At 66.2% G+C, this 12,164-nt stretch carries 9 protein-coding genes; 4 read left to right on the top strand and 5 right to left on the bottom strand.

Annotated elements, in window-relative coordinates; all coding sequences use genetic code 11:
• Positions 1 to 105: 105 nt before the first annotated feature.
• From J2X19_RS07550 to smc, 5 genes are read right to left on the bottom strand one after another with little or no spacing between them, the layout of a single operon-like run.
• A complete protein-coding gene (locus tag J2X19_RS07550; protein WP_310372072.1) occupies positions 106 to 579 on the bottom strand; it encodes a hypothetical protein in 474 nt (157 codons plus the stop codon).
• Positions 580 to 603: 24 nt separating this feature from the next.
• The gene (gene def / locus J2X19_RS07545) at positions 604 to 1,143 is read right to left on the bottom strand and encodes a peptide deformylase (protein WP_310372071.1); all 540 of its coding nucleotides are present in this window, start codon (positions 1,141 to 1,143) and stop codon (positions 604 to 606) included.
• Positions 1,140 to 3,230, bottom strand: coding sequence for an NAD-dependent DNA ligase LigA (gene ligA / locus J2X19_RS07540; protein ID WP_310372069.1), 2,091 nt, complete (start codon positions 3,228 to 3,230; stop codon positions 1,140 to 1,142). Before ligA ends, def begins: the two co-directional genes overlap by 4 nt.
• Position 3,231: 1 nt before the next feature.
• A complete protein-coding gene (locus J2X19_RS07535) occupies positions 3,232 to 4,272 on the bottom strand; it encodes a cell division protein ZipA C-terminal FtsZ-binding domain-containing protein (RefSeq protein WP_310372067.1) in 1,041 nt (346 codons plus the stop codon).
• Positions 4,269 to 7,796 carry a chromosome segregation protein SMC gene (gene smc / locus J2X19_RS07530; protein ID WP_310372065.1) on the bottom strand — a complete coding sequence of 1,176 codons (3,528 nt, stop codon included), beginning with the start codon at positions 7,794 to 7,796 and terminating at the stop codon, positions 4,269 to 4,271. Before smc ends, J2X19_RS07535 begins: the two co-directional genes overlap by 4 nt.
• 305 nt (positions 7,797 to 8,101) lie before the next feature.
• Here smc and J2X19_RS07525 point away from each other — a divergent pair, with 305 nt between their 5' ends.
• The 4 genes from J2X19_RS07525 (at position 8,102) to J2X19_RS07510 (ending at position 12,162) form a co-directional block, all read left to right on the top strand.
• Positions 8,102 to 9,256: an AAA family ATPase gene (locus J2X19_RS07525; protein ID WP_310372063.1), complete on the top strand. Its 1,155-nt coding sequence runs from the start codon at positions 8,102 to 8,104 to the stop codon at positions 9,254 to 9,256.
• 201 nt (positions 9,257 to 9,457) lie between these two features.
• Positions 9,458 to 10,474 (top strand): taurine ABC transporter substrate-binding protein, encoded by a 1,017-nt coding sequence (gene tauA / locus J2X19_RS07520; RefSeq protein ID WP_310372061.1) that lies wholly within the window; start codon positions 9,458 to 9,460, stop codon positions 10,472 to 10,474.
• Positions 10,475 to 10,483: 9 nt separating this feature from the next.
• The gene (locus J2X19_RS07515) at positions 10,484 to 11,275 is read left to right on the top strand and encodes a taurine ABC transporter ATP-binding protein (RefSeq protein WP_310372059.1); all 792 of its coding nucleotides are present in this window, start codon (positions 10,484 to 10,486) and stop codon (positions 11,273 to 11,275) included.
• Entirely contained in the window at positions 11,272 to 12,162 is an 891-nt protein-coding gene (locus J2X19_RS07510) for an ABC transporter permease subunit (RefSeq protein ID WP_310372057.1), read from the top strand. The genes J2X19_RS07515 and J2X19_RS07510 overlap by 4 nt, the downstream gene beginning before the upstream one ends.
• The last annotated feature ends 2 nt before the right edge of the window (positions 12,163 to 12,164 follow it).

Raw genomic sequence — 12,164 nt, 5'->3', positions numbered from 1 at the left:
ATAGAAAACAGGGCTCTGGCGCTTATAGCAATTGCACGGGCAGCTAGCAACTTTATAGCAAACCTACATCCTGCTAGCGCCAACGGGAATCGCCCGGCCAAAGCCTCAGGGCGTAGCGCTGGCGGGCACAGCCGGCGGCATGGCAAGCGCGGCGGGCTCCACGGGCGGCGGGCTGGGCGGCAAACGCAGATAGGCCGCGGCCTGCGTAGGGTCCAGGCCCCAGGTCAGGCTGGTCGGGCTGGTTTCACTGCTGCCATACGCGTAGCCGCTGACCGGGCTCACCGCGACAAAGCGCAGGCGCGCATCCACCCCGCCCGCGCAGTGCAGCACGATCTCGCCCTGGGTGGTCGAGCTGTAGCGCAGGTCGCCCACGCACAGCCGGTCGGCCGCCTGGGTCGACGCCAGCTGCAGCGTGCCCGTGCGGTCGGTGAACAGCGTGGCCCGGCCCTCGAACACCACACCATCCACCACCGCATAGGCAGGTGCGTTGGAGCCCATCCAGCCCCGGGTCTTGGCATCGATCTGGGCGCAGCCAGCCAGGGTCAGGGCGATCAGCAGAGTGGGGGCAAGGGCTTGCATGGCGGCGTCCGGGTTTTTTTAGGTTCAGTCGTCGTCGGCCGGGTCGAGGCCGGGGAACAGCACCTCGGTATAGCCGAGCTGCGTCAGGTCGCGCATGCGCGTGGGGTAGAGCCTGCCGATCAGGTGGTCGCATTCGTGCTGCACCACGCGGGCATGGAAGCCGTCCACCGTGCGGTCAATCGGGTCACCATACTGGTCAAAGCCGGTGTAGCGGATCTGCGACCAGCGCGGCACCAGGCCCCGCAAGCCGGGCACGGACAAACAGCCCTCCCAGTCCTCTTCTTCCGCATTGCCGATGGGCGTGATGACCGGGTTGATCAGCACCGTGGGTGGCACCAGCGGCCGGTCCGGGTAGCGCGGATTCGCATCCGGCGTACCAAACACCACCAGCTGCAGGTCCACCCCGATCTGCGGCGCCGCCAGCCCCGCGCCATTGGCCGCGCGCATGGTGTCCAGCATGTCAGAGACCAGCAGGTGCAACTCGTCGGTATCGAAAGCGGTGATTTGCTGGGCCACGCGCAGCAGGCGCGGGTCGCCCATTTTGAGAATTTCACGAACCGTCATGCATCAACTCCTTGCGATAACAAGGCCAACATCCCGGCCTCGTCCAGCACAGTAACACCCAATGCCAGCGCCTTGTCCAGCTTGCTGCCGGCTTCCTCGCCGGCGACGACGTAATGGGTCTTCTTGCTCACCGAACCGGCCACCTTGGCGCCGGCGGCTTCGAGCAGATCCTTGGCCTGGTCGCGGCTCAGTGTGGGGAAGGTACCGGTCAACACAAAGGTCTGGCCGGCCAGCGGCTTGGGCGCCACGGCCGCCGGCTCGCCCTCTTCCCAGGTGATGCCGCAAGCGCGCAACTGTTCAACCACTTCGCGGTTGTGCGGTTGGTCAAAAAAGGTGCGGATCGCCAGCGCCACGATGGGGCCGATATCGGCAACTTCCAGCAGCTGCTCGACGCTGGCATCCATGATGCTGTCGAGCTTGCCGAAATGCCGGGCCAGCGCCTTGGCGGTGGATTCGCCGACGTGGCGGATACCGAGGCCGAACAGAAAACGCGGCAGGGTCGTGTCCTTGGACTTCTCCAGCGCGGCCAGGATGTTCTTGGCCGACTTGTCGGCCATGCGGTCCAGCTCGGACAGGGCCGTCAGTCCCAATTTGTACAGATCCGGCAAGGTGCGGATGATGCCGGCGTCCACCAGTTGCTCGACCAGCTTGTCGCCCAGGCCTTCGATCTCCACCGCGCGGCGGTGGGCGAAATGCAATATCGCCTCCTTGCGCTGCGCCGGGCAGAACAGGCCGCCGCTGCAGCGGTGGTTCATCTCGGTCTTCTCGCGCACCACGGCGCTGCCGCAGATCGGGCATTGGCGCGGCATGCGGAAGTTGGGCACGTAGGTTTCACGCGCCTTTTCGACGACCCCGACCACCTCGGGAATCACATCGCCGGCACGCCGCACGATGGCGGTGTCGCCCACGCGCACCCGCTTGCGGCGCAGCTCGAACAAGTTGTGCAGCGTGGCATTGGTCACCGTCACGCCACCGACGAAAACCGGCGCCAGCCGCGCCACCGGCGTCAGCTTGCCGGTGCGTCCCACCTGCACGTCGATGGCTGTCACCGTGGTCAATTGTTCCTGTGCCGGGTATTTGTGCGCCACGGCCCAGCGCGGCTCGCGCGACACAAAGCCCAGCTGGCGCTGCAAGGTCAGCGCATTCACTTTGTAGACCACGCCATCAATGTCGTACGGCAGCTGGTCGCGCGCAGCACCTGTCTGCTGGTGGTACGCTACCAATTCCGTAGCGCCCTGCGCAATCTGTACCTGCGCTGCAACCGGAAATCCCCAAGATTTCAAGGTCTGCAGCATGGCGTAATGGGTGTCGAAGACCGGGCCGCCCTGCTCCGCTGGCGTCAGCTCGCCCAGGCCGTAGGCGAAGAACTTCAGCGGGCGCTTTTGGGCGATGCCCGGGTCCAGCTGGCGCACCGCGCCGGCGGCCGCATTGCGCGGGTTCACAAAGGTTTTCAGGCCGGCTTCGCGCTGGCGCTCGTTCAGCGCATCGAAGTCGTCGCGCCGCATATAGACCTCGCCGCGCACCTCCAGCACGGCAGGGGCATCGCCGTGCAGTCGCAGCGGAATTTGCCGCATGGTGCGGATGTTCTGCGTCACGTCTTCGCCGTACTCGCCGTCGCCGCGCGTGGCGGCTTGCACCAGCACACCGTGCTCGTAGCGCAGGCTCATGGCCAGACCGTCGAACTTGGGCTCGGCCACGTACTCGACCGGCGCATCGCCCTCGGCCAGACCCAGCTCCTTGCGGATGCGGGTGTCGAAATTCAGCGCGCCGCTGGGTTCGGTATCGGTCTCGGTGCGTATGCTCAACATGGGCACGGCATGGCGCACCGAGGCGAACTCGGGCAGCGGCTTACCGCCCACGCGCTGGGTCGGCGAATCGGCGCTGCGCAGATCGGGATGGGCTTCTTCCAGCGCCTGCAGCGCGCGGAACACGCGGTCGTACTCGGCGTCCGGCACGATAGGCGCATCCAGCACGTAGTAATGGTGCCCCCATACATGCAGCTGCGTCCGCAGCGCTTCTATTTCGATAGCTACTGGCGCAGGTGGAGTCTGCCCTGCAGCACTAAAAAGCTCTAAGTTTTCCGGCATATCAACTGAATAAACGTCGCGCCAATGCAGAACCGGCCGCCAGCTCGCGCGACTCCAAGGTGTCGTACAGCTGCTCCAGCGAGGCGCCGATGCCGTCCAGCGCGTCGCGCTGCAGCGGGTAGCCGCGGTCGTCGGTCAGCGCGCCGTCCATGGCCTCGGCCAGCGCGGCGGCGGTATCGCGCATGCGCACAAACGGCTGCTCGGCGCGGTCCACCTGGGGCACGTCCAGGCTCAGGGTGACTTCGCGCAAGGCCGACTGGTCCAGGTCCTCGGCCAGCGCAGCCTGCGTGTCGAAAGCCAGGCCCAGAATCGGTGGCATGCCCGGCGTACCGCTGGGCAAGACCATGCGGCCCGGGATCAGCGAAGGCACAAAGCCCAGCCGCGCCGCATGCTGCTGCACATAGCCAGGGCTCCAGGCCGCGTGCACTGCGCGCAGGGTGAAGCCCAGTTGGGCATCGTGGTCGTTGGCGAACTGGTCGAGCTCGCGGCCACGCGCGACTTCTTCGCGCATCTCGGGGAACTCGGGCAGGCCGTTGACCGCATCGGCAAACGCCTGGGTCTTGATCACGAACTCGGAAAACTCGATCTCGTTCAGCGCGCCGGTGCGGTTCGCCAGTTGCACGCCGGCCTGGAACTGGGTGTAGCGCTGGCCGGCGGCTGGGGTTTCCCACTGGCCGCTGATGGCGTTCAGGCCTTCGATGGCAAACGGCTTGCTGCCGACACGGCGGGTCGGCGGCATGCCGGCCAGGGCGGCATCGCCCGACACCGGCTGCTCGACGGCGATGGCGGCCAGCACGTCGATCAGCGCGTCCATGCCGGGCTTGCGCTCGGGCACCGGCAGCGGCGGCAAGTCGTCGCCCTCGAACGCCGGGTCGCGGCGCTCCAGGTCGTCGGCGCTGGGCTCGGTCTGCACGCTGCTGGGCGGCAGAGGGTCGGGCTGCTTGGGGGCGTTCTTGCGGGCGGTCCAGGTGTTGTAAGCCACGACGGCGACCAATACCAGCCCGCCCCCCACGGCCAGACCCAGTTGCAGGGTTGTTGTCATGTTGCTTCGGCCATGGAAAGGGCCGACTCCATATCGACTGCCACGATGCGCGAAACGCCCTGCTCCTGCATGGTCACACCAATCAGTTGCTGGGCCATTTCCATGGCAATTTTGTTGTGGCTGATGAAAAGAAACTGGGTTTCACGGCCCATGCTGGACACCAGTCTTGCGTAGCGCTCGGTGTTGGCGTCGTCCAGCGGCGCGTCCACTTCGTCCAGCAGGCAAAACGGTGCGGGGTTCAGCATGAAGATCGCGAACACCAGGGCGATGGCGGTCAGGGCTTTTTCGCCGCCCGACAGCAGGTGGATGGTCTGGTTCTTCTTGCCCGGCGGCTGGGCGATGACCTGCACGCCCGAGTCCAGGATTTCGTCGCCGGTGATCACCAGGCGCGCATTGCCGCCGCCGAACAGCTCCGGGAACATCTTGCCAAAGTGGCCGTTGACGATGTTGAAAGTGCCCGACAGCAGTTCGCGGGTTTCGGCGTCGATCTTCTTGATCGCGTCTTCCAGCGTGGTCATCGCGTCCACCAGGTCGGCGGTCTGCGCGTCCAGGAACTGCTTGCGCTCGCGCGCCACCGTCAGTTCGTCCAACGCGGCCAGATTGACGGCACCCAGGGCGGTGATTTCGCGGTTCAACCGGTCGATCTCGCTCTGCATGCCGTGCATGCGTACATCACCGTCGGCGATGGACTTGGCGATGGCCTCCAGATCGGCCTGGGCCTCGGCCAGCAGCTGGGTGAACTGCTCGGAACCCAGCCGCGCGGCCTGCTCTTTCAGCTGGAATTCGGTGATGCGCTGGCGCAGCGGCTCCAGCGCACGCTCGTTCTGCATGCGGGCCTCGTCGCTGGCGCGCAGGCGGATGGTCAGGTCGTCGTACTGGCTGCGCTGCGCGCCGAGCTCGGCCTCGCGCTCCAGCTTCTGCGCAAGAGCAGTTTGCAGGCCACCCTGGGCGGCCGCGTCGTTCAGGCGCCCCAGTTCGTCGACCGCGCGCTGCTGCTCGTCGGTCAGCGACAGGGTTTGCTGGACCGCCATGTCGACCGAGCGCGTCAGCTCGGCGCGGCGCGCACCCAGGCTGCGCTGGGCAAACGCGGCCTCTTGCGCCTGCCGCTCCAGGCTGCGCTGCTGCTCGCGGCATTCGGACAATTTGCGCTGCACCTCGATCACGCGCTCGTCCAGCTGGGCGTGGCGCTCCTGGCTGTCGGCCAGCTGCATGTCGAGTTCTTCGAAGCGGGCTTCGGCATTGACGCGGCGCTCCTGCAGATCGTCCAGCTGGGCCTCGACCTCGGCCAGGTCGCCTTCCAGCTGCTGGCTGCGCACACGGGCCTGCTCGGCCAACTGGCCCAGGCGCAAGGTCTCGACCTGTAGCGCATGGGCCTGGGTTTGCGCCTCGGTGGCTTCGCGCCGGGCTGTCACCAGGCGCTGCGAGGATTCGTTGTAGGCGGCCTCGGCACGCACCAGGGCGTAGCGGGTTTCCTCGTTGATCAGGGTCTGGGCGCGCAGCTGCTTTTCCAGGTTTTCAATCTCTTGGGCACGCGCCAGCAGGCCGGCCTGTTCGGAGTCCTGCGCGTAAAAGGCCACGCTGTGCAGGCCGACCGCGTGGCCGCTTTGCACATAGATCACTTCGCCCGGCTGCAGCTGGCTGCGCTGCAGCAGCGCGTCTTCAAAGCTGGGCGCGGTAAAGCAGCCGTACAGCCAGTCGCCGAGCAAGGCGGCCAGGCCGGCGTCGTTCAGGCGCAGCAAGTCGGCCAGGCGCGGCAGGCTGCGCTGCGGCAGCGCGGCGCCGGCCGGCGGCGGGCTGTAGAAGGCCAGCTTGGCGGGAGGCACGTCGCGGCCGTCCAGGCCGGCGAAGGCGCGCACCATCTCCAGCCGCGAGACTTCGAGCGCGCCCATGCGTTCGCGCAAGGCGGCTTCCAAAGCGTTCTCCCAGCCCTGCTCGATGTGCAGCTTGCTCCATACGCCTTGCAGGCCTTCCAGGCCGTGGCGGGTCAGCCAGGGCTTGAGCTTGCCGTCGGTCTTGACCTTTTCCTGCAGCGCCTTCAGCGCCTCCATGCGCGCCGATATATCGGCTTGGCGCGCGGATTCGGTGTTCACCGCCGCCTGCTTGGCGCGGCGCTCTTCGTCCAGCTGGGGCAGATGCTCCTGCAGATCGTGCAGGCGCGCGTCGGCCACGCTGGCGGCCTCGGTGGCCTCGTCCAGCTGGCTTTGCAGCTGGCCCAAACGCGCTTCGTCGGGTGCGGCCAGGGCTTTCTTGTCGACCAGCAGGCGCTCGCGGCGCTGGTCGAGCTGGCGGCTTTGTTCTTCGATGCTGCGCTGCTCGGCGGCCAGCACCTGGATCTGCTGCTGCACCTGGACCACGCCGCTGCGCTGCTCGTTGGCGGTGCGGCTGGCGCTTTGCAGCGCGTCTTCCAGGTCCGGGATCTGCGCGGCCTGCTCTTCGACCTGGGCGGCCAGCAGCTCGGCTTTTTCTTCGGCCTCGATGCCGGTGGCTTCCAGGTTTTCCAGCTCGAAATGCGCGTCTTCCTGGCGTGTCGCCCACTGCTGGATTTGCTCCTTCAGGGTGGCCAAGCGCAGCTCGACGCGCTGCCGGCCTTCGACCACAAAGCGGATTTCGCCCTCGAGACGGCCCACTTCGGCGCTCGCCTCGTAGAGCTTGCCCTGGGCGTGGTTGACTGCATCGCCGGCGTCGTAATGCGCCTGGCGTATGGTTTCCAGCTCGGCCTCGACATGGCGCAGGTCGGCGATGCGCGACTCCAGGTCGTTCACCGCCTGGGCCGCGTCGGCCTTGACCTTGCTCTGATCGGCTTCGCTGTCGACCTTCTTCAGGTACCAGAGCTGGTGCTGCTTGAGGGTGGCGCTGGCGTGCAGGCTGTTGTACTTGTGCGCGACCTCGGCCTGCTTTTCCAGCCGCTCCAGATTGGCGTTCAGCTCGCGCAGGATGTCTTCCACGCGGGTCAGGTTCTCGCGCGTGTCGCTGAGGCGGTTCTCGGTCTCGCGGCGGCGTTCCTTGTACTTGGACACACCCGCGGCTTCTTCGAGGAACAGGCGCAGCTCTTCAGGCCGCGACTCAATGATGCGGCTGATCGTGCCCTGGCCGATGATGGCGTAGGCGCGCGGCCCTAGGCCGGTGCCGAGGAACACGTCCTGCACGTCGCGACGGCGCACCGGCTGGTTGTTGATGTAGTAGCTGCTGGTGCCGTCGCGGGTCAGCACGCGCTTGACGGCGATCTCGGCAAACTGGCCCCACTGGCCGCCTGCGCGGTGGTCGTTGTTTTCGAACACCAGCTCCACGCTGGCGCGGCTGGCCGGTTTGCGGCTGGTCGTGCCGTTGAAGATCACGTCCTGCATGGACTCGCCGCGCAGCTCGGAAGCCTTGCTCTCGCCCAGCACCCAGCGCACCGCATCCATGATGTTGGACTTGCCGCAGCCGTTCGGCCCGACCACGCCAACCAGTTGCCCGGGCAGGTGGAAGGTGGTGGGTTCGGCAAAGGACTTAAAGCCCGCGAGCTTGATGGATTGGAGACGCACCGGAGGTTGACGTGGCTAATACTTTGATTTGAAACCGCTTTGTATGCAGCCCGCGGCCTGCGGGAAGCCAATTGAGTTTACCTGAGCCCCTGGGCGGCAGGCTTAGCCTCCAGCACAGCGAGCTATATTTTCAATAGCTGCCTGCGCTGATTGAATAAGCGCTAGATGCCAATTTTATGCCTAAGTTACAGGCTTGCCGGAAAGAGCTGCACAGGGGGTGCACACCGCGCTTTATGGTCAAATTATTCCAACAAGCATAAAATTACCCTCGTCAAAATAATTCCTCCATAAAAGCGAGCATGCCCATGGCCGAAGCCTTTACCTACCGCCGCACCGCCCTCGCCGCCAGCTACTGCGACGCGCTGGAGGGCCGCGGCATTCTGGACGCCACCTCGGGACTGTTCCTGGCCGCGCCACGGCGCACCGGAAAATCCACCTTTCTGCGCGAAGACATGGTGCCCGAGATGCGTGCGCGCGGCTGGCAGACCCTGTATGTAGACCTGTGGTCGGACCGCAGCCGCGACCCGGCCGAGCTGATCATCGGCGTGGTGCGCGAGACCCTGGCCCAGCTGGACGGCCCGGTGCTCAAGGCCGCCAAGAGCGTGGGCCTGGACAAGCTGAATGTGCTCGGCACCCTGTCGCTGGACCTGGGCAAGATCGGCCAGCCCGGCGGCGCCACCCTGGCCGACGCGCTGGAGCGGCTGCACGCCAAGAGCGGCAAGCCCCTGGTGCTGCTGGTCGACGAAGCCCAGCACGCGCTGTCCAGCGACGCCGGCACCCAGGCCATGTTCGCCCTGAAAGCCGCGCGGGACCGGCTCAACCAGGGCACGGCCCGTCGCGGCCTGCACCTGGTGATGACCGGCTCGAACCGCGACAAGCTCACGCATTTGGTGCTGCGCAAGAGCGAGCCGTTCTACGGCGCGGGCGTGACCCGCTTCCCGCTGCTGGACCGCGGCTTTGTCGAAGCCTATGCAGCTTGGCTGAACCCGCAGTTTGCCGACGGCAAGGCGTTTTCGGTGGCGACGCTGGAGCGGGCCTTCGAGCTGGTCGGGCGCCGGCCCGAGATGCTGAAGCGGGTGGTCGGCGAGGCCGTGGCCGATCTGGGCGGCGCGCAGGCGCTGGACGCGCTGATAGAGCGCAACGCCCAGCACATACAGCACCGGGCCTGGCAGGAATTCGCTTCCACCTACAACGGCCTGCCCGACCCGCAGAAGGCCGTGCTCGACGCCATCGCCCGCCTGTCGCCCGACTACACGCCCTTCGCCGAAGCCGCGCTGGCCGCCTACCAGGCGGTGCTGGGCAAGCCGCTGAGCAACTCGGCGATCCAGGGCGCGCTGGATGCGCTGCGCGACAAAGAGCTGATCTGGCGCGCCGGCCGCGGTGACTACGCGTTCGAAGACGATGGACTGCGCGCCTGGTACCTGGAACAGCATCCGCAGCCGCCCACGCTGGTGGACTGACTGGTTCAGGTTTGCTATGCATTCCATAGCTTCTCGCACAGGCAGAACATGCGCCAGAGGCCGATTTAGTGCTTGTTTTTCAACATCGTTATTCAAATATCGTATGTTGATTTTGTTCTATATCCACATACCCGTCTAAACCTAAGATCCAGTCCAAGGCCGCCGTTTGCCGCGGCCGAACTGTATCCAGGAGCCAGACGCATGCAATTCGTGAAAAAACTGTTCGCCGCCGCCGCCATCGGCGCACTCGCGGTGGCCGCTGCCACATCGGCCTTTGCGGTCGACAAAAAGGTCGTCATCGGCTACCAGACCGACGCCCTGCCCTCGTCGGTCGGCATTGCCAACGGCGACTACGCCAAAACCACCGGCTACCAGATCGACTTCCGCCGCTTCAACTCGGGCGCCGACATCTTTGCCGCCATCGCCTCCGGTGATGTGCAGATCGGCTACGTGGGCTCCAGCCCCTACGCTGCTGCTACCTCGCGCGGGCTGGACGTGAAGGCCTTCTACGTGGCATCAATCTCCGGCACCGACGAGGCGCTGGTGGTGCGCAACGGCTCGGGCATCAACAGCCTGGCCGACCTGAAGGGCAAAAAGCTGGCCGCCGCGCCGGTATCCACCGACCACTACCAGCTGCTGGCGCTGATCAAGAGCCAGGGCCTGACCGAAAAAGACGTGCAGGTCTTCGCCATTCCGCAGCCCGAGATCGTGGCCGCCTTCAACCGCGGCGACATCGACGGCGGCTTCGTCTGGGACCCGGCGCTGACCGAGCTGAAGAAAAACGGCAAGGTGCTGGTCACCTCCAAGGACGTGGCCGACAAGGGCGCCCCCACCTTCTCGGCCTGGGTCGCCACCGGCGCGTTTGCCAAGGAGCACCCTGAATTCCTGAAGTCCTTCTCCAGCGTGGTCGACAAATACACCAGCTCGTTCACCAGCAACAAGGCCGCCTGGACGGCCGACAGCGAAAACACCAAGCTGCTGGCCAAGCTGCTTGGCGGCACCTCGGCCGACCAGGCCGCGGCACTGCAAAACCTGTCGCTGCTGAGCCTGAACACCCAAGCGTCTGACGCCTGGCTGGGCGGCGGCGAAAAGTCCGGCGTCGCCAAGATCCTGAAGGAAACCTCGGTGTTCCTGAAGGAGCAAAAGAAGATTTCCGACGTGCTGCCCAGCTACGCTGCGTTTGTGACGCCGGCCGCCGTGGTCGCGCTGAAGAAGTAAGCGCCCCAGATGCTCCGCGTCCATAACGCCAGCGTTTTTTTCGAAGCCCGGGATGGCCGACCGGTCCAGGCCCTGGACCGGGTGTCGCTGGAGATTCCGCAAGGCGGCTTCGTCGTGGCGCTGGGTACCTCGGGCTGCGGCAAGTCGACCCTGCTGAACGCCATGGCCGGCTTTCTGCCGCTGTCCGACGGCAGCATTACGCTGGACGGCCGGCCGGTTGGCGGGCCGGGCGCCGACCGCGGCGTGGTGTTCCAGAAGGACACGCTGCTGCCCTGGAAATCGGTGGCCGAGAACGTGGCCCTGGGCCTGCAGTTCGCCGGCGTCCCGCGCCGCGAACGGCGCGAGCGCGCGCTGGAGCTGCTGCGCCTGGTGGGCCTGCAGGACTTTGCCGATGCCGCACCCTACGAGCTGTCGGGCGGCATGCGCCAGCGCGTCGGCCTGGCCCGGGCGCTGGCACCCAACCCCGACATCCTGCTGATGGACGAACCGTTTGGCGCGCTCGACAGCATGACCCGCGAGCAGATGCAGGAGCTGCTGGTATCGGTCTGGGCGCGCACCGGCAAGCGGGTTTTCTTCATCACCCATTCGATAGAGGAAGCGCTGTTTCTGGGCACCGAGCTGATCGTCATGTCGCCGCGGCCGGGCCGCATCGTGGCCCGCTTCCAGCTCGACTTTGTGCGCCGCTACGCACGCGACGGCGACGCGCGGGCCATCAAGACATCGCCCGCATTTGCACTGCTGCGCGAGGAAATCCGCGCCATCGTGCACCAATCTGAAACGCTGGAAGAAACCACCGTATGACCGAGCTGAGTATCCAGAATATTGCCAACACCGCGGCCCTGCAGAGCCCGGTGCCCGAGGCCGCCCCGGCGCCGGCGCCCACCGCGCCGCGCCTGGTGAAGATGCGCAGCTTCGGCATCGGCGAGCATTCCACCGTGACCACCAGCGTCGCCACCGGTGCGGCGATTTTGCTGCTGTGGTGGGCCGTAGCCCTGTCGGGCAAGGTATCGCATTTGTTCCTGCCGACGCCGGCCGAAGTGCTGGCGGTGGCGAAATCGATCCTGGAAGACGGCTATGCAAATGCCACGCTGTGGGAGCATGTGTCGGCCAGCCTGACGCGCATCCTGTCGGCCGCGGCCATCGCCATCGCGCTGGGCATTCCCATCGGCCTGTTCATGGGCTTGAACCGCTGGGCCAAGGGCATTTTCGACACGCCCATCGAGTTCTACTGGCCGCTGCCGCCGCTGGCCTATTTGCCGCTGATGATCATCTGGCTGGGGATTGGCGAGACCTCGAAGATCGCGCTGCTGACGCTGGCGATGTTTGCGCCCATCGTGCTGTCGGCCCAGGCCGGGGTGCGCGCACTGCCGCTGGAGCGGGTGAACGCCGCGCTGTCGCTGGGTGCCAGCCGCTGGCAGCTGTTCAGCGCCATCGTGCTGCCCTCGGCCCTGCCCGAGATCCTGACAGGCATCCGCATCGCGCTGGGCGTGGGCTGGGGCACGCTGGTCGCCGCCGAGCTGATCGCATCGACCCGCGGCATCGGCTATATGGTGATGTCGGCATCGCACTTTTTGGCCACCGACGCCGTGTTTGTCGGCATCGCAGTGATCGCCGTCTGCGCCTTTGCCTTCTCGTCGACCATGCGCCTGCTCGAGAGCTGGCTGGTGCCGTGGAAGGGCAAGCACTAAAC

Source organism: Rhodoferax ferrireducens (assembly GCF_031458075.1).
Classification (GTDB): domain Bacteria; phylum Pseudomonadota; class Gammaproteobacteria; order Burkholderiales; family Burkholderiaceae_C; genus Rhodoferax_B; species Rhodoferax_B ferrireducens_A.
The sequence above is the reverse complement of the archived record's forward strand: the minus strand, read 5'-3'. Positions and strand labels throughout refer to the sequence as shown.

What these genes read in the sequence shown, in the direction of transcription:
- def (WP_310372071.1), bottom strand. Translation starts at nt 1,143, where the DNA reads ATGACGGTTCGTGAAATTCTCAAAATGGGCGACCCGCGCCTGCTGCGC.
- J2X19_RS07535 (WP_310372067.1), bottom strand. Translation starts at nt 4,272, where the DNA reads ATGACAACAACCCTGCAACTGGGTCTGGCCGTGGGGGGCGGGCTGGTA.
- J2X19_RS07525 (WP_310372063.1), top strand. Translation starts at nt 8,102, where the DNA reads ATGGCCGAAGCCTTTACCTACCGCCGCACCGCCCTCGCCGCCAGCTAC.
- ligA (WP_310372069.1), bottom strand. Translation starts at nt 3,230, where the DNA reads ATGCCGGAAAACTTAGAGCTTTTTAGTGCTGCAGGGCAGACTCCACCT.
- J2X19_RS07510 (WP_310372057.1), top strand. Translation starts at nt 11,272, where the DNA reads ATGACCGAGCTGAGTATCCAGAATATTGCCAACACCGCGGCCCTGCAG.
- tauA (WP_310372061.1), top strand. Translation starts at nt 9,458, where the DNA reads ATGCAATTCGTGAAAAAACTGTTCGCCGCCGCCGCCATCGGCGCACTC.
- J2X19_RS07515 (WP_310372059.1), top strand. Translation starts at nt 10,484, where the DNA reads ATGCTCCGCGTCCATAACGCCAGCGTTTTTTTCGAAGCCCGGGATGGC.
- J2X19_RS07550 (WP_310372072.1), bottom strand. Translation starts at nt 579, where the DNA reads ATGCAAGCCCTTGCCCCCACTCTGCTGATCGCCCTGACCCTGGCTGGC.